This is a genomic window from Pseudaminobacter soli (ex Li et al. 2025) (genome assembly GCF_003012705.1).
Taxonomy (GTDB): Bacteria; Pseudomonadota; Alphaproteobacteria; order Rhizobiales; family Rhizobiaceae; genus Pseudaminobacter; species Pseudaminobacter soli.
This window is the reverse complement of record NZ_PXYL01000006.1, coordinates 37,190-57,856: the sequence shown is the minus strand read 5'-3', so window position 1 is coordinate 57,856 and position 20,667 is coordinate 37,190. Positions and strand designations below refer to the sequence as shown.

General features: G+C 65.1%; 23 protein-coding genes and 1 pseudogene. 14 read left to right on the top strand and 10 right to left on the bottom strand.

The window, feature by feature from the left end:
• Window positions 1-10 precede the first annotated feature (10 nt).
• Both C7I85_RS13575 and C7I85_RS13570 read left to right on the top strand, forming a co-directional pair.
• On the top strand, window positions 11-2,428 hold the full coding sequence (locus C7I85_RS13575) for a GcvT family protein (protein ID WP_106724536.1): 2,418 nt from the start codon (window positions 11-13) through the stop codon (window positions 2,426-2,428).
• Complete coding sequence (locus tag C7I85_RS13570; protein ID WP_106724535.1) at window positions 2,425-3,339, top strand: phosphotransferase family protein; 915 nt, start codon at window positions 2,425-2,427, stop codon at window positions 3,337-3,339. The genes C7I85_RS13575 and C7I85_RS13570 overlap by 4 nt, the downstream gene beginning before the upstream one ends.
• 6 nt (window positions 3,340-3,345) lie before the next feature.
• On the opposite strand, the gene C7I85_RS13565 is transcribed toward C7I85_RS13570, so the two are convergent.
• Complete coding sequence (locus C7I85_RS13565; RefSeq protein WP_106724534.1) at window positions 3,346-4,308, bottom strand: DUF6622 family protein; 963 nt, start codon at window positions 4,306-4,308, stop codon at window positions 3,346-3,348.
• A 113-nt stretch (window positions 4,309-4,421) separates the two neighbouring features.
• On the opposite strand from C7I85_RS13565, the gene C7I85_RS13560 reads away from it, so the two are divergent.
• Complete coding sequence (locus C7I85_RS13560) at window positions 4,422-5,279, top strand: LytTR family DNA-binding domain-containing protein (protein WP_106724533.1); 858 nt, start codon at window positions 4,422-4,424, stop codon at window positions 5,277-5,279.
• A 201-nt stretch (window positions 5,280-5,480) separates the two neighbouring features.
• On the opposite strand, the gene C7I85_RS13555 is transcribed toward C7I85_RS13560, so the two are convergent.
• Window positions 5,481-6,422 (bottom strand): CHAD domain-containing protein, encoded by a 942-nt coding sequence (locus C7I85_RS13555; protein ID WP_106724532.1) that lies wholly within the window; start codon window positions 6,420-6,422, stop codon window positions 5,481-5,483.
• Window positions 6,419-6,889, bottom strand: coding sequence for a CYTH domain-containing protein (locus tag C7I85_RS13550; RefSeq protein WP_106724757.1), 471 nt, complete (start codon window positions 6,887-6,889; stop codon window positions 6,419-6,421). The genes C7I85_RS13555 and C7I85_RS13550 overlap by 4 nt, the downstream gene beginning before the upstream one ends.
• Before the next feature lie 77 nt (window positions 6,890-6,966).
• Here C7I85_RS13550 and C7I85_RS13545 point away from each other — a divergent pair, with 77 nt between their 5' ends.
• From C7I85_RS13545 to C7I85_RS13525, 5 genes are all read left to right on the top strand, one after another.
• Window positions 6,967-7,647, top strand: a complete 681-nt coding sequence (locus tag C7I85_RS13545; protein ID WP_106724531.1) for a DUF1956 domain-containing protein — start codon at window positions 6,967-6,969, stop codon at window positions 7,645-7,647.
• Window positions 7,644-8,588 carry an HlyD family secretion protein gene (locus tag C7I85_RS13540; protein WP_106724530.1) on the top strand — a complete coding sequence of 315 codons (945 nt, stop codon included), beginning with the start codon at window positions 7,644-7,646 and terminating at the stop codon, window positions 8,586-8,588. The genes C7I85_RS13545 and C7I85_RS13540 overlap by 4 nt, the downstream gene beginning before the upstream one ends.
• 91 nt (window positions 8,589-8,679) lie before the next feature.
• Window positions 8,680-9,597, top strand: coding sequence for an ABC transporter ATP-binding protein (locus tag C7I85_RS13535; RefSeq protein ID WP_106724529.1), 918 nt, complete (start codon window positions 8,680-8,682; stop codon window positions 9,595-9,597).
• Window positions 9,594-10,730 (top strand): ABC transporter permease, encoded by a 1,137-nt coding sequence (locus tag C7I85_RS13530; RefSeq protein ID WP_106724528.1) that lies wholly within the window; start codon window positions 9,594-9,596, stop codon window positions 10,728-10,730. Before C7I85_RS13535 ends, C7I85_RS13530 begins: the two co-directional genes overlap by 4 nt.
• 115 nt (window positions 10,731-10,845) lie before the next feature.
• Complete coding sequence (locus C7I85_RS13525) at window positions 10,846-11,664, top strand: DUF2066 domain-containing protein (protein ID WP_181257176.1); 819 nt, start codon at window positions 10,846-10,848, stop codon at window positions 11,662-11,664.
• A 149-nt stretch (window positions 11,665-11,813) separates the two neighbouring features.
• Here C7I85_RS13525 and C7I85_RS13520 read toward each other — a convergent pair whose 3' ends face one another.
• A complete protein-coding gene (locus tag C7I85_RS13520; protein ID WP_106724526.1) occupies window positions 11,814-12,131 on the bottom strand; it encodes a hypothetical protein in 318 nt (105 codons plus the stop codon).
• A gap of 168 nt (window positions 12,132-12,299) precedes the next feature.
• On the opposite strand from C7I85_RS13520, the gene mbfA reads away from it, so the two are divergent.
• On the top strand, window positions 12,300-13,283 hold the full coding sequence (gene mbfA / locus C7I85_RS13515; RefSeq protein WP_106724525.1) for an iron exporter MbfA: 984 nt from the start codon (window positions 12,300-12,302) through the stop codon (window positions 13,281-13,283).
• Between the two features lie 15 nt (window positions 13,284-13,298).
• Here the strand turns inward: mbfA and C7I85_RS13510 are convergent, their stop codons facing one another.
• From C7I85_RS13510 to C7I85_RS13500, 3 genes are all read right to left on the bottom strand, one after another.
• A complete protein-coding gene (locus C7I85_RS13510) occupies window positions 13,299-13,643 on the bottom strand; it encodes an antibiotic biosynthesis monooxygenase family protein (protein ID WP_106724524.1) in 345 nt (114 codons plus the stop codon).
• Window positions 13,640-13,972 (bottom strand): NIPSNAP family protein, encoded by a 333-nt coding sequence (locus C7I85_RS13505; protein WP_106724756.1) that lies wholly within the window; start codon window positions 13,970-13,972, stop codon window positions 13,640-13,642. The genes C7I85_RS13510 and C7I85_RS13505 overlap by 4 nt, the downstream gene beginning before the upstream one ends.
• Before the next feature lie 78 nt (window positions 13,973-14,050).
• Window positions 14,051-14,260, bottom strand: coding sequence for a DUF1127 domain-containing protein (locus C7I85_RS13500; protein WP_106724523.1), 210 nt, complete (start codon window positions 14,258-14,260; stop codon window positions 14,051-14,053).
• A 52-nt stretch (window positions 14,261-14,312) separates the two neighbouring features.
• Between C7I85_RS13500 and C7I85_RS13495 the strand changes: the two genes are divergently transcribed.
• The 4 genes from C7I85_RS13495 to C7I85_RS13480 all read left to right on the top strand — a co-directional run bounded on the left by C7I85_RS13495 (window position 14,313) and on the right by C7I85_RS13480 (window position 17,334).
• Window positions 14,313-14,993, top strand: coding sequence for an ArsR/SmtB family transcription factor (locus C7I85_RS13495; protein ID WP_106724522.1), 681 nt, complete (start codon window positions 14,313-14,315; stop codon window positions 14,991-14,993).
• A 270-nt stretch (window positions 14,994-15,263) separates the two neighbouring features.
• A complete protein-coding gene (locus tag C7I85_RS13490; RefSeq protein WP_106724521.1) occupies window positions 15,264-15,443 on the top strand; it encodes a hypothetical protein in 180 nt (59 codons plus the stop codon).
• Window positions 15,444-15,736: 293 nt separating this feature from the next.
• Window positions 15,737-16,090 (top strand): YciI family protein, encoded by a 354-nt coding sequence (locus C7I85_RS13485; protein WP_106724520.1) that lies wholly within the window; start codon window positions 15,737-15,739, stop codon window positions 16,088-16,090.
• Complete coding sequence (locus C7I85_RS13480) at window positions 16,090-17,334, top strand: RNA polymerase sigma factor (RefSeq protein WP_106724519.1); 1,245 nt, start codon at window positions 16,090-16,092, stop codon at window positions 17,332-17,334. Before C7I85_RS13485 ends, C7I85_RS13480 begins: the two co-directional genes overlap by 1 nt.
• A 36-nt stretch (window positions 17,335-17,370) precedes the next feature.
• Here the strand turns inward: C7I85_RS13480 and C7I85_RS13475 are convergent, their stop codons facing one another.
• The 3 genes from C7I85_RS13475 to C7I85_RS13465 form a co-directional block, all read right to left on the bottom strand.
• Entirely contained in the window at window positions 17,371-17,991 is a 621-nt protein-coding gene (locus C7I85_RS13475; protein ID WP_106724518.1) for a glutathione S-transferase family protein, read from the bottom strand.
• 115 nt (window positions 17,992-18,106) lie between these two features.
• Entirely contained in the window at window positions 18,107-19,087 is a 981-nt protein-coding gene (gene cysK, locus C7I85_RS13470; protein ID WP_106724517.1) for a cysteine synthase A, read from the bottom strand.
• A 195-nt stretch (window positions 19,088-19,282) separates the two neighbouring features.
• Entirely contained in the window at window positions 19,283-19,897 is a 615-nt protein-coding gene (locus C7I85_RS13465) for a LysE family translocator (RefSeq protein WP_106724516.1), read from the bottom strand.
• Between the two features lie 182 nt (window positions 19,898-20,079).
• Between C7I85_RS13465 and C7I85_RS13460 the strand changes: the two are divergent.
• Window positions 20,080-20,562, top strand: a pseudogene (locus C7I85_RS13460) (cytochrome b); the annotation flags it as partial.
• Window positions 20,563-20,667 lie beyond the last annotated feature (105 nt).

Genomic DNA, 20,667 nt, shown 5'->3' with positions numbered 1-20,667 from the left:
GGAGGTTCCGATGGCATTCAACGCGGATCGTCACGTCCATATCCTGGTGATCGGCGGCGGCGCCATCGGCACCTCCGTCGCCTATCACCTCGCCCGCGATGGCGCCAAGGACGTGCTGCTGGTCGAAAAGGCGCAGCTCACCCATGGCTGCACCTGGCATGCGGCGGGCCTTGTCGGCCAGCTTCGCGGCAAGCGCAACCTGACGCGGCTGATGCAGAACTCGGTCGCGGTCTTCGACCGACTCGAGGCCGAGACCGGACAGCACATCGCCTGGAAGAAGGTGGGCTCGCTGCGCCTTGCCGGCAGTCCGGCGCGCTGGAGCGAGATCCGCCGCTCCATGACCCAGGCCAAGAGCTTTGGCGTGGAGTGCTACTCGCTTTCGGCCGATGAGGCGGCCAGGCACTTCCCCTATATCGTCAAGGACGGCATCGAGGGCGCGGCCTACATACCCGGCGACGGCTATATCGACCCCTATTCGCTGACCATGGCCTATGCCAAGGGCGCGCGCATGCATGGCGCCCGCATCGAGGAAGGCGTCACCGTCGAGGAGATCGTCATAAGGAACCGCCGCGCGGTCGGCGTCGTCACCAATGCCGGCACCATCTCCTGCGACATCCTCGTCAACTGTGCCGGCCTCTGGGCCAAACGCGTGGGGCTGATGGCTGGCGTGCCGCTCGCGGCCGGCGTGGTGGAGCACCAATATTTCCTGACCGAGAAGAAGCTGACGCTTGATCCCGGGCTGACCACCCTGCGCGACCCGGACAACAATTTCTATCTCAAGCCCGATACGGGCAGTTTTGCCATCGGCGGCTGGGAGGACGGCTCGAAAGGCTGCTGGCGCGGCCAGCCGCCGCTCGACTTCGGGCGCGAGCTCTTTGCGCCCAACATGGACCGGCTGGAACTCTTCGCGCTGCCTGCGGCCGAGCGCCTGCCGGTTCTCAACGAAATCGGCATCCAGACCGTCATCAACGGGCCGATCCCGGTTTCCTTCGACGGCGAGCCGATCATGGGGCTGGCGCCCGAGCTCGATAATTTCTACGTCGCCTGCGGCTTCACGGCCGGCATCGCGGCCTCCGGCGGGGCGGGCCTGGCGCTCTCCAACATGATCCTGCACGGCGATGCGGGCATGGACCTTTGGCCCTTCGACGTGCGCCGCTTCGGCGCCGTGCAGGCGCAAGGGCGCTATCTCGAAGCCCGCGCCATCGAGGCCTATGGCGCCTATTACAAGATCCACTGGCCCGGCGAGGAAGCCCATGCGTCACGCGGCCTGCGGCGCTCGCCGCTCCACGATACGCTGGCCAGGCGCGGCGCGCAGTTCGGCTCGAAATTCGGCTGGGAGCGTCCGAACTGGTTTGCGGTGGAAGGCACGGCCTCGACCGAGCAGCCGAGCTTCGAGGGCAAGCCGGGCTGGTTCGATCAGGTGGGCGAAGAGGTGCGCGCGATCCGCGAACGCGCGGTGCTGATCGACCAGTCTTCTTTCTCCAAGTTCGAGATTTCCGGGCCGGGCACGCAGGCAGCCCTCCAGCGTATCGCCGCAAACGACCTTGCCGGTCCGCCCGGCAAGGCGGTCTACACCCAGCTTTGCAACGAGCGCGGCGGCATCGAGGCCGACGTCACCTTCATCCATGCCGCAGAGGATTTGTTCTACCTCGTCACCGGCTCGGGCTTCGGGGTGCGTGACAGCCACTGGGTGTCAAAGCATCTGCCCGAGGGCGTGAAGCTGCGCGACGTGACCAACCGTTTTGCGACGATCAATCTCTGCGGCCCGCGCGCCCGCGACATATTGCAGAGCGTGACGGATGACGACGTGTCCAACGCCGCCCTGCCCTTCCTGGCCACAAAGAAGATCGAGATCGGCGCGGCGACTGCGCTAGCGGTTCGCATCGGCTATGTCGGCGAGCTCGGCTACGAGCTCTATGTCGAGCAGGAATATGCGGCGCATGTCTACGACACGCTGCGCGAGGCGGGAGAGGAGACCGGCATTGCGGACGCCGGCTACCGCGCCATCGATGCCTGCCGCATGGAAAAGGGCTACCTCTACTGGTCGGGCGACATTACACCCGACTACAATCCGATCGAGGCCGGGCTGGGCTTTGCCGTCGCGTTCGACAAGGGTGAGTTCATCGGCCGCGAGGCGCTGGCGCGCATCAAGGCCGAAGGCGTCAAGCGCAAGCTCTGCTCCTTCACCGTGGACGGCTTCGCACCCTTCCACGGCGGCGAGGCGATCCTGCTCGACGGCAAGGTGATCGGCTCGACGGCCTCGACCGGCTACGGCTACACGCTCGGCAAGAACATAGCCTTCGGCTACCTGCCGGTCGAATTCGCCTCGCATGGCGCGTTCGAGATCGAGGCCTTCGGCAAGACCTATTCCGCCACGCGCGGCCCGCGCACGCTCTACGATCCCAGGATGGAGAGGCTGAAGGCATGAACGACGCCTCGGGGATTGAGCTTGCCCGCGAAACGTTGAGGACAATTCCGCTGCTGCGGGCCGTCGGCGCGTCGGTGACGCGCCTTGGCGGCCTTACGAACCTGGTGTTCAAGGTCGACGAGTTCTGCCTGCGGATTCCCGGCAAGGGAACGGAGGAATATATCAGCCGGGCCAATGAGGAGCAGGCGGCGCGCGAGGCGGCCAAGGCGGGCGTCAGCCCCGAGGTGCTGCATTTCGATGCCGCCAACGGAGTGATGGTGACGCGCTTCATCGAAGGCGCGGAGACCATGTCGCCGGAAAAGTTCCGCAGCCGGGCGGGCAGTCCCGCACGCGCCGGCGAGGCGTTCCGCATGCTTCACGCGTCGGGCTCGAAGTTCAACTTCCGCTTCGAACTCTTTTCGATGATCGACGACTATCTGAAGATACTTTCCACGAAGGACGTGGAACTGCCGGCAGGGTATCACGACGTCGTGCGCGAGGCGGGAAAGGTGCGCGCCGCGCTGGAGGCCCATCCGCTGCCGATTGTCGCCTGCCATTGCGATCCGCTCTGCGAGAATTTTTTGGACACAGGCAGCCGCATGTGGATCGTCGACTGGGAATATTCCGGCATGAACGATCCGATGTGGGACCTCGGCGACCTGTCGGTGGAAGCCGGCTTCGACGCGGAGCAGGAAAACGAGATGATCCGCGCCTATTTCGATGGCGAGCCCAGCGCCGCGGAACGGGGCCGGATCGTGATCTACAAGGCCATGTGCGACCTGTTGTGGACGCTCTGGGGCCTCATCCAGCTCGCCAATGGCAACCCGGCCGACGATTTCAGGGCCTATGCCGATGGCCGCTTTGCCCGCTGCAAGGCGCTGATGGAGACGGAAGATTTCGGCCGGCACGTCGTCGCCGTGGCGCGGGGCTAAAACCTTTCACTTCGCCGACTGCGGCCTGGGCAGCTGCCGCAGCGCCTGAGACGGCAGCGAGGCCAAGGTGCGCACGATCATGGTGGCGGCGAACAGGCCCGACAGGAAGGCGCCGCCCAGGCCGAAGCCCATATTCGTAGCCAGCTCAGGGTGCAGGGCAAGTGCTGCGCCCTGCACGTAGCGGGTGGCGAAGATGCCGAGGATCAGCACGAAGGGCAGCCAGTCGCCTTTCTGGCGGATCATGCCGCCCGCAAGCACCTCGGCGGGACGGCGGCGGGCGACGGCCTGACCTATGAAGGCGCCGAGGCCGGCCCCGACCATATAGGCGGCGAGCGAGACCAGCGTCAGCCCGCTTGCGGCGAGCCCGTAGATCGACAGGCCGAGCATCAGCGCCGGCATCACGGCCATGCGCCACAGCGCCGTGTCGCGGTCGCGGCTCATGCTCCAGCCGGCCCACAGCGCATAGGCAAGCAGCGGCCAGACCCAGAGCGGCGTGCCGGCAACGATCTGCACCAAGCTGGGGCCGCTGGCGGAGGGGGCCGGGGCAGCGGCCGGTTGGTTGGCCACCTCCGGAGCGCCGAACAGCACCGCATGCATCACCCGGCCGGGCATGAAGGTGAAGAAGCCGGCAATCACCAGGCCGCCGAAATAAACCATCTTCATGATGCGCGCATGCTGCATCACCTTGCGCTGGCGGATCATCATGACTGCCTTGGCCAGCCCGAACAGGGTGAGGATCGAAAGCAGATGGATCGGGCTCCACGGCCCCCACATGCGAATGGTGTGGATGAAGAAGGACGACAGCGCCACGATAAGCATCAAGCCGACCCAGATGCGTCCGCCGAGCTTGTGCAGCCGGTCGCCCTTTCGGCGAAACAGCACTGCCGCGCCGAGCAACAGCGCAGCGATTGCCGCATAGGCGTGGATCTGGATGACGGGCGAAGCTTCGAGCAGCGGTTGAAGGGTCATGTCGTCTTTGCCTATGTTGGATTTTGTCCGGAGGCGGGCTATCACGGCCTGCCGTTGCCCCGGACAATGGCGAGCGCCCGGCAAGGCTTCAAACGCGCTTTCGCGAAAGGACGATGGAATTCGTGGACGATGGGCCGCTGCATTTCACGCTTCGCAGATTGCAGGCGATAGCGTTTTCCCCGCGCTTCTGGGCCACTATCCTGATCGTGGCGGTCATGCTCGGCGTGATCGGGCCGTTCGGCACTTTTTCGCAGATGCCCTTCCTGCCGCGCCTCGGCTACTGGCTCGCGGTCGCGCTGATGACCTATGCCATCGGCTACGTCGTGATCGGGCTTGTGCTCGGCTACTACCTGCCGGGCCAAAGCTATCGCGGGGCGAAGGTTCTGTTCGCCGGCTTCGTGGCGGCAGTGCCAATCACGGCTTCAGTGGCGCTTCTCAACATGGCGCTGTTCGCCGATCCGCACTGGGTCAATGGCGATCTGGCTGCGCTGTTCATCAACGTGGCGCTGATTTCGTCCGGGATCTCGTTTCTCTACGATCTGATCCTGGGACGAGGCGCGACGGGACACGTCACGCCGTCGGCCGAGCCTGACACACTGCCGACTGTTTCCTCCCCGACCATCTTCCCAACTGATACCGCCCCGCCGGTAGCGCGACCGCCGCTCATCGAACGGCTTCCCGCGACGGCACGCGGCAAGCTCACCTACATGTCGATGCAGGACCATTATGTGGACGTGCACACCGACCGCGGCTCGGCGCTGATACTGCTCAGGCTCGCCGACGCCATGCGCGAGACCGCGCCCATCGCGGGGCTGCAGATCCATCGCTCGCACTGGGTGGCGCTGGACGCCGTGCAGGACACGCTGCGCAAGGACGGCAAGCTCTATGTGAAAATGAGTGACGGAGCGCTGCTGCCGGTCAGCCGCAGTTTTCAGGCGGCGGCTCGGGAGGCGGGTATCTTCAAAGTTTGACGGGCTGTCGTGGTGCGTCCTTCGAGGCTCGCCCTTTGGGCTCGCACCTCAGGATGAGGGAGGTTTGCGCCTGTCCCACCCAAAACTACCACGCAGAGCGTCTCAGGACTTGGCTTGGAACGCAGACCCCCTCATCCTGAGGTGCGACCCTGAGCTTGCGAAGGGGAGCCTCGAAGGACGCACCGCTCACGGCCCCGCCACTCAACTTTCGACGAGTTCGTCGGATTTCTTTTCGGCCTTCGCCTCGGTCTTGTAGTTCTTTGCCAGCTTGCGCGTGGCCTTGCCGGGCTTGTCCTCGAAAAGATCGGCCGCTTCGACCAGCGACTGTTTGCGCAGGCGTTTTTCCGAGCGCTTGATGAGGCGTTCCAGTAGCGCAATCTCCTTGCGGCTACCGAGCTTTGCGCTTTCCTCGACGAGCACCCTGCGCATCACGGCCAGGTCGTTGAGCTCGCCCAGATGCTCGCCCAGAAGATCGATCTCCTTGCGCCGCGGCTTGACCGGGGGCGGCCAGAAATCGGTCAGGAGCATCATTTGCATCCAATGGGCCTTCACGGCCTTGCGCAGTTCGTGGAAGTTCTCCTCGGTGCCATTCTTGCTTGCCGCCGCCAGCGCCTTGCCTGCCTTGCGCATGGCCTTTTTCGCGCCCTTGGCCAGCAGGTCCGCCGAGCCCTGCGGCTTGTCCGGCAGCTTGAAGAAAGCGAGCGCCGCGCGGCCGCGCTGGCAGCTGGCGATCGCGACCTCGATGTCGATATGCAATCCCGTGTCGGGATGCAGCAGCGCGTCGCGACGCGAAACCAGCGCCTTGCGCACCCCCGCAAGCTCGCCCGAGCATGCCTCCTCGGGAAATTCCTTGGCAAGGCGATCCACCGTCTCGATCAGCGCCGTCGCCTCCCGGCCGCCCGCGAGCGAATGGGCTACATCGCGAAAGCGAGCATTTTCGGCACGGAAAAAGCCCTGATCGGCGCTGCGCACCAATCGATACAGGGCCCGCAATCGCTTGAGGTGTTTTCGGCACTCATGCAGCCTGACTTCGGGCTCGGTGCGGGCGGCCGTGAGATCCTCCAGCGCCGCGTCGACTTCCTCGGAGGCGATGCGCCTCACCTCGGCGGTAAGCGGCGAATGCGGATCGATGCAGTAGTTCAAAGCATGTCTCCAGGTCGCTCCCGCAGCGCCATCGAGGCGTTGTAGTAAGCGACTTCGCCGGTAACCTCCCGCCCCAACCAGGCGGGCAGGTCAGCGTCCGGCACATCGTCGGGCGTTTCCAACTCGGCGATCACCAGTCCCGAATAGTCACCTCCGAAAACGTCCACCTCGTAGATATGGTTGCGGTGGCGGACCTTGTGGCGGACCTTTTTAATCACACGGCCAATGGCGTAGGCCCGCATCTCCTCGGCGTCGGCCATCGGGATCGGATATTCGAATTCGTCCCGCACCCGATCCTGGACGCCGAACTTCATGGTCAGGATTGCCGTGTCTTCGCGGATGCGCACGCGCACGGAACGGTCAGGCGCGGTGGCAAGGTAGAACTGCTGCATCGGCAGCACCTCGACGACGGCTTCGCGCCAATCTTCACTCGCTACAAGAAACTTACGCTCGATCTCTTTGGCCATGTCCCAAGAATAAAGGCAGGGAGGCCGATGCGACAAGATCATTGACGTTAATCAATCAATTGATTAAAACTTCGTTCATGAAAATTGCGCCCGAAAACAAGACGGCGGCCGGCGATCAGACGCGCATAGCGCTCGTGCATGCGGCGCTGCAATTGTTCGGCGCCAAGGGCTTCGACGGCACCTCGACGCGCGAGATCGCAGCGCTCGCCAAGGCCAATATCGGCTCCATCGCCTACCATTTCGGCGGCAAGGAAGGCCTGCGCCTCGGCGCGGCCGACTACATCGTCGAAACCATCCAGGGCATCGCCAACCAGGCGCTGGGGGATTTCGCGCCGATTAGTGAGCCGGCTGATACAGCGGAAGCCGCACAGCGCCAGCTTCACGCGGCGCTCGACCGCATGGTCCATTTCATCGTCGCGCGGCCGGAGGCCGGAGAGATCGTGCAATTCATGCTGCGCGAGCTGGCTCACCCCACCGCCGCGCTGGACCGCATCTATGGCGGTGTGTTCGAGCCGCTGCATCGGCGGCTCTGCGCCATCTGGGAAGCCGCCACCGGCGAGCCGGCCGAGAGCGACAGCACCAAGCTCACCGTCTTCACCATCATCGGCCAGGTCATCTACTTCCGCATCGGCCAGGAGGCGGTCAAGCGCCGAATGGGCTGGGCCGCGATCGGATCGGCCGAGGCCGACGCGGTCGCGGCAATCGCCGGGCGCAACCTCGATGCCATACTCGCCTTCCGAAAGTCACACAGTCAATGAGCCTGCTCTGCACTATTCCATTCGTCGCCTCGCTGCTGACCGCCTGTGGTACCCAGCCGCTGGCGGTGGGCTATGTGGAAGGCGACTTCGTCCAGCTGGCACCGATCGAAGTGACGCAGGTGCGCTCCATCGCGGTGGCGCGCGGCGACCGCGTCGAGCCAGGTAAGCCGATCGCGCTGACAGAGGACACCGACGCCAAGAACATGGTGGCGCAGGCGGAAGCCTCGCTTGCCCAGGCGCACGCGCAACTCGCCGACCTGCTGGTCGGCCGCCGGCCGGAAGAAATCGCGGTGCTGGAAGCTTCCGTGCGTACGGCCAAGGCCCAGGCGGCGGAGGCGCAGCGCACCTTCAACCGCACGCGCGACCTCAACAAGCAGGGTTTCGCTACCCAGGCACAGCTCGATGACTCGACGACCCAGGTCGAGGTCTCGCAAGCAGCAATCGGCCAGAGCGAGGCCAATCTGGCGGTCGGCCGCCTGCCCGCCCGCTCCGAGGCGATCAAGGCCGCAGAGAACGCCGTCAAGGTTGCGCAAACGGTGCTCGACCAGGCACGCTGGCGCCTTTCCAAACGCACGATCGAAGCTCCGGCGCCGGGCCGCGTGACCGACATCATCCGCAACCCCGGCGACGTCGCCGGGCCTTCCGCGCCCATCATCACCATGCTGCCGGACGGCGCGGTCAAGCTGAAGGTCTACATCCCGCAGGAGAGCTTCTCGGCGGTGACGGTGGGCTCGCTGCTCAACGTCCGCTGCGATGGCTGCGCCCCGGGCATCAAGGCGCGGGTGAGCTATGTCTCGCCCGACCCGGAATTCACGCCGCCCGTCATCTACTCGCTCGAGACCCGCCAGAAGCTGGTCTATCTGGTCGAGGCGCACCCGGTCGATCCCAATTCGCCGCTGCAGCCGGGCCAGATCGTCGATGTCGATCTGACGAGCGAGTAAGGCCGAAGGACTTGCCGGCCATGTCGAACGCCACCTTGTCGAACCGCATTGCGCTTATTGCGCGCCGGCACCTCTCGGAAGGCCGCGCGCGATGAACGCCATCGACGTCAAGGGCCTGGTCAAGCGCTTCGGCAGCGCAACGGCTGTCGACCATGTCAGCATGAGCGTGGCCAGGGGCGAGATCGTCGGATTCCTCGGGCCGAACGGTTCGGGCAAGACCACGACCATCCGCATGATGTGCGGGCTTCTGACCCCCGACGAGGGCGAAGGCCAGGTGCTGGGCTACGACCTCCGCACCGAGGGCCTGAAGATCAAGCGCGAAGTCGGCTACATGACGCAGCGCTTCTCCTTCTACGAAGACCTGACCATTGCCGAAAACCTCGAATTCGTCGCCCGGCTCTATCGGCTGAAGCCGGTCAAGGAGCATGTCGGCCGCACGCTGGAAGAGCTCGGCCTGACCTCGCGTGGCAACCAGCTGGCGGGCACGCTTTCCGGCGGCTGGAAGCAGCGGCTGGCACTGGCCGCCTGCATCATGCACAAGCCAAAACTGCTGCTGCTCGACGAGCCCACCGCCGGCGTCGACCCCAAGGCGCGGCGCGAGTTCTGGGACGAGATCCATCGCCTCGCCGATGACGGGCTGACGGTGCTGGTCTCGACCCACTACATGGACGAGGCCGAGCGCTGCCACCGCATCAGCTACATCTCCTACGGCAAGCTTCTGGCCACCGGCACGGTAGACGAGGTGATCGCCCGCGCGGGGCTGACCACCTTCGTGGTGACCGGCCCGCATCTGAGCGAAGTGGCGCGCGTGCTCGAAGGCCTGCCCGGCGTCGACCAGGTGGCGCCCTTCGGCGCGACGCTCCATGTCGTCGGCTCCGACCGTGGCACGCTGGAGACCGCGCTGGAGAGCATCAGGCACCGCAAGGACATCGAGGTGCAGGCCGGCGAAACCAGCCTCGAGGACGTGTTCATCCAGTTCATGGCCGGCGCGAAGGACAACATGAAATGAACGGCCTGTTCTCCCTGGGCCGCCTCGGCGCCATGCTGATGAAGGAATTCATCCAGATGCGGCGCGACCGCGTCACCTTCGCGATGATGCTGGTCGTTCCCCTGATGCAGCTGATGCTGTTCGGATTTGCCATCAACAACGACCCCAAGCAGCTGCCATCGGCGCTGGTGACGCTGAGCAACGATCCCTACACCCGCGCCATGGTGTCGGCGCTGGAGACGACCGGCTACTACCGCTTCGACCATATCGTGCACAGCGCCGCCGAGGCCGAGGCGCTGATTGCCAACGGCACGGTGTCCTTCGTCGTCACCATTCCTTCCGATTTCCAGCGGCGGGTCGACAGCGGCAACAACCCGCAAATCCTGATCGAGGCCGACGCCACCGATCCCTCCGTGGCTTCCGGCGCGATTTCGACGCTGAGCACCGTGGCGAGCCAGGCGCTGCTGCGCGCGCAAGGCATGCAGATGCAGGCGGCCAGCGACGCCAGAAGCCAGCTGCAGGTGGTGGTGCACCGGCGCTACAATCCCGAAGGCATCTCGCAATACAACATCGTGCCCGGCCTGCTGGGTGTCATCCTGCAGATGACCATGGTGATGATGACGGCCATGGCGCTGACGCGCGAGACCGAGCGCGGCACCATGGAGAACCTTCTGGCGATGCCGGCGACGCCCTCCGAGATCATGCTGGGCAAGGTGCTGCCCTATCTGGTGGTCGGGGCGGTGCAGATGGTGGTAGTGCTGGTGGCGGCCAAGCTTTTGTTCGGCGTGCCGTTCATCGGCTCGCTGACGCTTTTGATGTCGAGCGTGCTGATCTTCGTGCTGTCGCTAGTGCTGCTCGGCTACTCGATCTCGACCGCCTCGCGCACGCAGATGCAGGCCATGCAGCTGACCTTCTTCTTCTTCCTGCCGTCGATCATGTTGTCCGGCTTCATGTTCCCCTATCGCGGGATGCCGGACTGGGCGCAGTATCTGGGCGAAATATTCCCGCTGACGCATTTTCTGCGCATCGTGCGCGGCGTGATGCTGAAGGGTGCCGACTTCCAGGCGATCGCCGGCGAGGTCGCCGCACTCGTCCTCTTCGTGGTCCTGTTTGCGGCAATGGCGCTGCTGCGGTTCCGGCGCACGCTGGACTGAGCCGGCTTTGCGCCTGTCCGAAAAGTCTGCAACTTTTCGGGATCATGCTTTAGGGTTCCGGCAAACCGGCCCGGGGGATCCAGACCAGATGCGTCTCCATTCGAAATCCGCTTGCATGCTCGCGGCTTTGCTTGTGGCCGCGCTGCTCTCCTGCCGCCCGGCGGCGGCGGACGACAACGACACGCTTTACCGTGCGACCGCGGTCGTTAGCGGACAAGGCGAGGAACGCCAGGCGCTGGGCTTTGCGCTCTGCCTCAAGGATGTGCTGGTCAAGGTCTCGGGCGACCCGCGCCTTGCAGACAACGACCGGGTGAACCGGCTGACAGGACTGGCGGGCACATTTGTAACGGGCTTCGGTTATCGCGACCGGCTCAGTGGCAGGCCGCTGCATGACGAGCAGGGCAGCTACGACAGGCCCCATGACCTGACTTGCGATTTCGACCGGCAGAAGATCGACGCGCTGCTCGGCTCGCTCGGCAGCAAGCCTTGGCCGGCGCCGCGCCCGCGTGTCGCGCTGATGCTCGTCGTCAGCGACATGAAAGGCAGGGTTTTTACGCTGACGACCGACAGCGTCGGCAGTCAGGACGAGGATATGCGCGGCTCGCTGGCTGCGGCGTCCGATCGTCTCGCCCTTCCCTTCATCCTGCCTGGGCAGGCCGCACTTTCGGCTGCGGGGCTGGATGCGGGCACGCTGCCCAAGACCGAGCTTGCTGGCATCGCCAGCATCGCAGACGGCGACATGGCGGTTGTCGGAACGCTCACCTGGAGCGACAAGGCGCTGGGCTGGGTGGCCGACTGGCGCCTCGCCGCGGGAACGAAAACCTACGGGTGGCATGCGCGCGGTGTCGGCTATGACGATGCATTTCGCAATGTCGTCGCCGGCGCCGCACAGATCCTCTCCGGCAACGGCCAGCCGGCCGATCTCGTGAAGTGACGCCGGTGGGGGGTCCTCCCCTTCGACAAGCTCAGGGTCGCACCTCAGGATGAGGGTGTGGGCGCATGCCTCCCTCATCCTGAGGTGCTCGCCCAGAGGGCGAGCCTCGAAGGACGCACTGAAACAGCCTGTCAAACCATGGATCAGTATCAGCCCAGCAGCACGCGCTGGCGCTTCTTGCCGCCGGCCTTGCGCCAGGAGTTGAGGCGGTGGGTGGCTGCGGCGAAGGAAATCTTCATCGCCTGCGACACCGAATAGCGGCTCTTGCCCTCGTCGAACATGCGGTAGCAGCACTCGACGCCCTCGATCGTCAGCTTGCCGTCGGTGGTCTTGTTGCGCGGGTCGGCCGGATCGAATTTCTGCGCCGGCGGCTGAAGCATGCCCCGGAGGCGCTGCAGGTCGGTTTCAATGCTGGTGATGAGTTCGAGCACGGATTTGGGGTCGAAAGGCTGTGGCTTGGTATGCATCGGACCAGCTTTCCTCTATAGGTACAGTTTCGCCTATATAGGTGAAGATAAGCCTATAAAAAGACCCGACCTCCACATTCTTTCCTGCCACATTGCGACAGCATGCCCATTGACCTCATAACGGCCACGGCATAGTTTAGAATTATTCTAAACTAGTGGATTCTACTCATGCTTTCCCGTGTTCTGGGCCTTGGCCGGCGCTCATTCGATTCCCTGTCGGAACAGGAAATCCTGGCCCTGGCGATTTCCTCGGAAGAGGACGACGCCCGCATCTTCCGCGCCTATGCCGACGGTCTTGCCGAACAGTACCCGGAATCGGCCAAGGTGTTCGAGGAAATGGCCGAAGAGGAAGACAGCCACCGTGCGGCGCTGATCGAATTGCACCGCAAGCGCTTCGGCGACCGCATTCCGCTCATCCGGCGCGAGCATGTGCGCGGCTACTACGAGCGCAAGCCCGACTGGCTGGTGCGCCCGCTCGGCCTCGACAAGGTGCGCGCCATGGCCGAGCAGATGGAGGAGCAGGCCTACCGCTTCTACATCGAAGCGGCCAAGCGCACGTCGGATGCCTCGACGCGCAAGCTGCTAGGCGATCTTGCCGCCGCAGAAAAGACGCATGAATCGCTGGCCGCGCGGCTCGGCCACAAGCACCTGACCGACGACGTGCGCGCCGAGGAGGAGGCCACCGAGCGCAAACAGTTCATCCTCACCATGGTGCAGCCGGGCCTTGCCGGGCTGATGGACGGCTCTGTTTCGACGCTGGCGCCGATCTTCGCCGCCGCCTTCGCCACCCAGGACACATGGCAGACCTTCCTGGTCGGCCTTTCGGCCTCTGTGGGCGCCGGCATCTCCATGGGCTTCACGGAAGCGGCGCATGACGACGGCAAGATCTCGGGGCGCGGCTCGCCACTGATCCGCGGACTTGCCTGCGGCATCATGACGACGCTGGGCGGGCTGGGGCATACCCTACCCTACCTGATCCGCGACTTCTGGACCGCCACCACCGTCGCCGCCATCATTGTGTTCTTCGAACTTTGGGCGATCGTCTTCATCCAGAACCGCTACATGGAAACGCCCTGGATGCGCGCCACCTTCCAGGTGGTGCTGGGCGGCGCGCTGGTGCTCGCGGCCGGTGTGCTGATCGGCAGCTCCTAACAGATCGAGGGCGGTTCAGCCGTGCATGGCACGGCTGTCCGCCGGCGCCGCCTCGCGGTCGTCCATGCCATAGTCGCGCAGGACGTGGGCGACGCGCAGCCTGTAGGCGGCGAGCACGCCGCCGCGGCCTGCCTTTTGCGTCTGCCGATGCTCTTGGGTGTTGCGCCATGCCGTGACCGCCTGCTCGTCGCGCCAGAAGGAGAGCGACAACAGCCGCGCGGAGTCCGACAGGCTCTGGAACCGCTCGATGGAGAGAAATCCATCGACGTCGTCGAGCAGGGGGCGCAGATCGGCCGCAAGACCGAGATAGGCATCACGCCGGTCCTCGGCCGGCGTGACCTCGAAGATGACGGCGATCATGGCCGCACCAGCGGCGCATGCGGCAGCGACACGCATTTCAGAAAAATGCGGTCCTCGCGGCGGATGAACTTTTTCTCCTGCGCAAAGACAAAATTCTCGCGGCCGAGCGGGTCGGCAGCCAGCCGCGCCCGATAGGCTTCGTAGGCGGCGAGGCTGTCGATGTTGTAGGCGGCATAGGCCGTGGTGGCCGAGCCTTCATGCGGGGCGAAATAGCCGATCAGGTCGGCGCCGCAGCGCGGGATCGCCTGCCCCCAGTTGCGTGCATAGTGCTCGAAATCCGCCTTACCGGTCGGCTCGATCTCGTAGCGGATGAAGCAGGTGATGGTCATGATCGTCTCCTTGTTTCCAGTGCCGGCGACGCTTCGATCCACATCGAAACATCGGCCGGGATTTCGTGTCAGGCTGGCTCAGCGCCGCCAGAACGGCTTGGCGCATTCGCGTTCGACCTCGCGGGGAGAAATGCCGATGTCGCGCAAGATGTGGTCGTCCAGATCGGCAAGATGCTCCCGCTGCTGCCAGCGGTCGTACCAGTTGCCGAGTGCGATCAGCGCCGACCGCAAAGTGTCGCCGGCATTGGCCGCCCGGGTGGTTTCAAAAATGTCTTTCTCGGTTGTCATGCAGGGGAGAGTAGCCCTTGCCGGACAAGAATGCTTCGATTAGCATCGAACTATGCGAAACGGACCCGACATAGCGCGCATAGCGAACCTCGTGGGCGACCCCGCCCGCGCCAACATGCTGACGGCGCTGATGGACGGCGGCGCGCTGACGGCAAGCGAGCTGGCGCTGGAAGCGGGCGTGACCGTGCAAACGGCGAGCTCGCACCTGTCCAAGCTGATGGAGGGCGGCCTGCTGTCGCTCGCCGCGCAGGGTCGCCACCGCTACTATGGCCTCGCCAATGCGCAGGTGGCCTCGATGCTGGAATCGATCATGGGCGTGGCGGAGGCGGCTGGGCCGCAGCGCGTGCGCCCCGGCCCGCGCGACGCCACCATGCGCGAGGCGCGCATCTGCTACGACCATCTGGCCGGCGACCAGGCGGTGGCGATGCTCGACGGTTTTCTGGCTCGCAACATACTGACGCGCGACGGCGATCGGATTGCCATGGGCGAGGTCGGCCCCTCCTTCTTCCGCGCCATCGGCATCGAGCCGGATACGTTGAAGAAGTCACGCCGGCCGCTCTGCCGCGCCTGCCTGGACTGGAGCGTGCGGCGCTCGCATCTGGCCGGCTCGCTGGGTGCTGCGATCTTCGACAAGATCGTCGCCGAAAGATGGGCGCGGCGCGAGGCGAACAGCCGCGCGGTGGTGTTCTCGCCCACCGGCCGCCGCGCTTTCGAAAAGACTTTTTTTGGCTGATCGCGCGGCGACAGCACTGTTCCACCGGATTCGCCGGTGGCTTGCACCCCGCGAGCCTTTGTTTTGCCGCTATTTCCGTGACATTCCCGTCACAGTCGGCGCCTATGGTCTGCGTCGCCGGAGAAAGACCCCGAAAGTTCCGCTTTTCCGCCATGATTCGCGGCTTTTTCAGGCGAAGATTAACAACGCGTTCACCGACTATTCACGACCGAACTCTATGATGGTCCACATGCGGAAGGGGCTTTCCGACGGACCGGGACTTTGACGACAATGACACTGTTGAATCGCATCACCACCTACGCGATCGCGCTGCGCGAATTCATCGCTCCGACCTACCGTCCGGAACGCCACTATATGCGCGGCCCCGGCCCGGCCTGCGAGCGTCGTCGCGGCACTGCTACGCCTAAGAATCACGCCACCGCGCTTAACGCGCGGCCTTCCTTTCAGTGACAACGCCCATCGCAGGCCCTGACCGCCACGAGCGGGCCGTTGGCCGCGCTCGTGGGCACGCATGCCCGGCCGCTATCGGTCGCGGCTGAGACCTCGCTTGCGCCATCACGGCGGCGAGCCCAGCATTTCCGACTACCTCCTTCGCACTCCTCCCAAGACTGACGCGCGGCCGGCTCTTGCCGAAGTCGCGCGGCCGGCCGAAGATTTTCTCGACCGATTGTCGAAAACAAGCGATGCCGCGCGACATACGTCCGGCACGCGATGAGGCGTGTCGGAATGTTGAGGAGATACTCATGCGCTACATGCTGCTGATCTATGCGAACGAAGCCGCCGTCCAGGGAAACCCGGACAAGGTGAAAGACGTCAGCCCCGCCTATATCGCCTACACCAATGCCATGCGGGACGCCGGCATTCTGCTTGGTGGCGAGCCCCTTCAGCCGACCGCCTATGCCACCACGGTGCGCAGCAGATCGGGCAAGACCGAGGTGCTGGAAGGCCCCTATGCTGAAACCCGCGAACAGCTCGCTGGCTACTACATGATCGAGGCGCCGGATCTCGACGCGGCCATCGGCTGGGCGGCACGCTGCCCCGGCGCCGAGAACGGCACGATCGAGGTGCGGCCGCTGTGGGAGATGCGGGCAAGCTGATGGCCGACACACTGGCCATTGCGCGGGCGGCAGCCGAAGCCGCCGCCCGCCACAGCTACGGCAAGCTCATTGCCTTCCTCGCCGCGCGCACCCGCGATGTGGCGGGGGCGGAGGATGCCCTGGCCGACGCCTTTGCCGCAGCACTTGAGCGCTGGCAGGTGGAAGGCGTGCCGGCAAGGCCCGAGGCCTGGCTGCTGACCGTGGCGCGCAGGCGCAGCATCGACCAGATGCGCCGACGCCAGACCGGCATTGCGGCCGAGGACCATCTGCGCCTGATGGCCGAGGAGATCGAGGCGAAGGATGCAAACGAGGGACTGCCGGACGAGCGGCTGCGCCTGATGTTCACCTGCGCGCATCCGGCCATCGATGCCGGCATGCGCGCGCCGCTGATGCTGCAGACCATCCTCGGCCTCGATGCCGCGACCATCGCCTCCGCTTTCCTCGTGCCGCCGGCCACAATGGGCCAACGGCTGGTCCGCGCCAAAAGCCGTATCCGCCAGGCCGGGATCCCGTTTCGCGTGCCCGAGCGCGAGGAGCTCGACGGGCGGCTCGATGCAGTGCTCGAAGCGATCTATGCCGCCTATGCCGAGGGCTGGACCGACCCCAACGGCTCGGAAAGCCGTCGCCGGGGCCTTGCCGACGAAGCCATCTGGCTCGGCCGGCTTGTAGTTTCGCTGATGCCGCAGGAGCCGGAGGCGCTGGGCCTTCTGGCGCTGATGCTGTTTGCGGATTCGCGCCGCCATGCCCGGCGCAGCCCTTGCGGCGATTTCGTGCCGCTGGCCGAACAGGACATCGCTCTATGGGACACTGCCATGATCGCCGAGGCCGAAACGCTTCTCGGCAAGGCCGCCGGCATGGGCAAGGTCGGCCGCTACCAGCTGGAAGCGGCGATCCAATCGGCGCATGCGGCGCGCCTCGATCTCGGCGCCACCGACTGGACGGCAATCGCCAGTCTCTATGCGGCGCTCGGCGCCCTCACCCACTCACCGGTGGTCGCGGTCAACCACGCCGTGGCGGCCGCACTTGCCGGACGGGCGGACGAGGCACTGCGCATGCTCGATCAGGTCGCGGACGACCCGCGGCTTGCCGAATATCAGCCCTACTGGGCCGCTCGCGCGGAAGTTCTGGAGCGCCTCGGCGACCGGGCCGCCGCCGCTGCCGCCTGTCACCGCGCCATCGGTCTCGAACCCGACCCGGCGATGAGGCGATTCCTGCAGGCCAAGCTGGCGACGCTTGAGGCGTGATGGCGGCAGGCCTGCCTGCCGCCGCAGCGTCGTGCCTCACCACATTTCGTGGGCGCCGTTCAGCTCTTCGATCACCGGGTGCTGCCGCAACGCGGCGCAGACCCGCTCGATATTCGGCCAGGCCTCGCGGGCCCTCCCCTGCTCGGGGTGCCAGCAATAGAGCATCAGCAGATAGACGTCGGCCAGCGACAGGCGGTTGCCCACCAGCCAGTCGCGGCCCTCGAGCTCGCCCTCGACGATGCCAAGGCCACGGTCGATCTCGGCCACGGCGGCGGCCTCCACGGCGGCCTTGCCGTCGGGGTCGGCGGTGTAGCGCGGCGCATAGTAGCGACGCAGGATGGCGGGATAGAGCGTGGACGACATGAACGCCATCCAGCGCAGGAAGTCGGCACGCGCTTCTTCACCCAAACCAGGCGCCAGGCCAGCTTCGGGGTGGCGCTCGCCAAGCAGGATGCAGATGGCCGCGGATTCGGTCATCGTGCCGCCTTCGGGCAGCGCCAGAGCCGGCACCTGGCCGAGCGGGCTGACCTTCAGGAACTGCGGATCGCCCGCCTCCGACTTGGCGACATTGACCCGCTCATAGGGCACGTTGGCGAGCGCGAACGCCGCTTCGGCGACGAAACCGCCGCTACCGGGACGCGTATAAAGTCTGTACATGAAATCCTCCCCACCGGCCGATCGCCGGTTGGGGAGATTTGACAACAAATGCTCTGCCGCTCAACCGGGCGAGCGTCTTGCCACACCGGTTTTTTCGGCGATCCAGCGGAGGGTATTAACCGCCCAGCCCCTCGAACAGCGCCGTCGACAGGTAGCGCTCGGCAAAGTCGGGAATGACCACGACGAGGTTCTTGCCGGCGTTTTCGGGCCGCGCGCCGACAACGCTCGCCGCATGCAGAGCCGCGCCCGAGGAAATGCCGACCGGCACGCCTTCGAGCTGGGCCAGCAGCCGCGAAGTGGCAATGGCATCCTCGTTGGTGACGCGCACGATCTCGTCATAGATCGAGGTGTCGAGAATCTTCGGCGCAAAGCCCGCTCCGAGCCCCTGGATCTTGTGCGGACCGGGCTGGCCGCCGGACAGCACCGGCGAGGCATCCGGCTCGACGGCCACGACCTTCACGTCGGGCTTGCGCTGCTTCAGCACCTGGCCGACGCCGGTGATGGTGCCGCCGGTGCCGATGCCGGAAACCAGGATATCGACCTCGCCCCTTGTGTCGTTCCAGATCTCCTCCGCCGTCGTCTGGCGATGGATTTCCGGGTTGGCCGGGTTTTCGAACTGCTGCGGAATGACGGCATCGGGAATGGAAGCGGCCAGTTCGTCGGCCTTGGCGATGGCGCCCTTCATGCCCTTGGCGCCCTCGGTCAGCACCAGTTCAGCGCCGAGCAGCGCCAGCATCTTGCGGCGCTCGATCGACATGGTCTCGGGCATGGTGAGGATGAGGCGATAGCCCTTGGCAGCAGCGGTGAAGGCGAGCGCAATGCCGGTATTGCCCGAGGTCGGCTCGATCAGCGTGGTCTTGCCGGGGGTGATCTTGCCCTCCGCCTCCAGCGCCTCGATCATGGCCACGCCGATGCGGTCCTTGACGCTGGCGATCGGGTTGAAGAATTCGAGCTTGGCGATGAGATTGGCCACAATGCCCTTCTCCTTCGCGAACTTGTCGAGCCGGACCAGGGGCGTGTCGCCGATCGTCTCGGTGATCGAGCCGTAGATGCGGCCGCGGCCGGGCGCGCGCGTGTCGAGAGCGGGCTTGTTCATTATTGCTGCTCCAATCGGATTGCCTGAAGGACGCATGATCATGTCCGAGAAACCTGCGGCTTCTCGGGATCATGTCCTAAGCATAGGGCGCTTGCCGGAAAAACCGAGCGGCGGGCATACAGAAATGCCCGCCGTTTCAGAATTTTGTTCTCAATACGATATTATAAATAGAATTTTCTACCGAGAACCGACGACTCAGCGCGCCGCAATCGCTGCCGCAGCGCCTGCCATGAAGGCGGCCGCCGTGCGGTTCAGTGCCTTCAGTGCGCGCGGCGTCTTGAGCAGCCAGCGCGCCTTGGCCGCCAGCGCAAGATAGGGCACGAGCACGAGAAGCAGCACCGTCACCGTGACGCCGGCGAGAACCGCATAGTCGAAGAGTGTGATGGTGCGCAGGTCGACCAGCGTCGGCGTCAGCGCGAGATAGAAGATCATCGTCTTTGGATTGCCCAGCGTGACTGTGAGCCCCGACAGGAAGGCTGCGAACAGGCCGCCCTTGCCGCGTCGCGCCTCGATGTTCTCGGGCGTGATGCCGCTGCGCCAGAAGGTCCAGGCGAGATAGGCAAGATAGGCGACGCCCAGCCACTTGATGACCAGAAACACCTCGCCGAAGGCCTGCGCCACCAGCGCAAGCCCCAGCACGGTCGCCGTCAGATAGGTGAGATCGCCGACGACGAGGCCGAGCGACATGGCCAAAGACGAGCGAAAGCCCGAACCGAGCGCCCGCGCAATCAGTGCGGTCAACCCCGGACCGGGAATGGCGGCGGCAACAGCCAGCGCGCCGGCATAGGCGAGAAATCCAGTAAAGGTCATGGGAACGATGGCTCGTAAGCGGTAGAATAACGGGTCGCCGGATAATCGCACGCCTGCCGGCCGTTGCAAATGGGCCAGCGCCGCAAGTTCGCGCAGGGCCAAGGCGAGATCGAATAATCCGGAGCCGGGACGATACGCTGCTTCCAGCGTTATCCCTTTGTCGAGGGCGTAGCGGAACGACGATGCTTCGCAATCGAGACACTTCCTACGGGCTGGTGGCGATCACGATCCACTGGACGATCGCCGCACTTTTCGTTGGCCAGATGCTGCTGGGGCTCGCACCGCGTTGGGTACACAGCATGGCGCTGCAGTTCACGCTGATCCAGTGGCACAAATCCTTCGGCTTCCTGATCCTGGCCCTGGCGGCCTTACGGCTGCTCTGGGCCCTCCTCAACAAATGGCCGCGACGCCCGCTTTCGATCGAACGGGGCGAATGGCTGGCCGCCAAGACCGTGCAAGGCTCGCTCTACGCGCTTATGCTGGTGGTGCCGCTGACCGGCTGGGCGCTGGTTTCCACCTCCACGCTCGGCGTGCCGAGCTTCGCCTTCAACACGGTCGTCATTCCAGACCTGCCGATGGCGAGATCCGAGACGGCGGAGGACTTTTGGCGGGTGACGCACCAGTGGCTGGCCTATGCAACGGCAGCGATTGCCACCGGGCACATGCTGGCGGCACTAAGACATGAATTCTGGCTGGGCGACGGCGTTTTGAAACGCATGTGGCCCGCGCGGGGGAACAAGCCAAGCGGGGAACAGGCCAAGCAGCGGCAA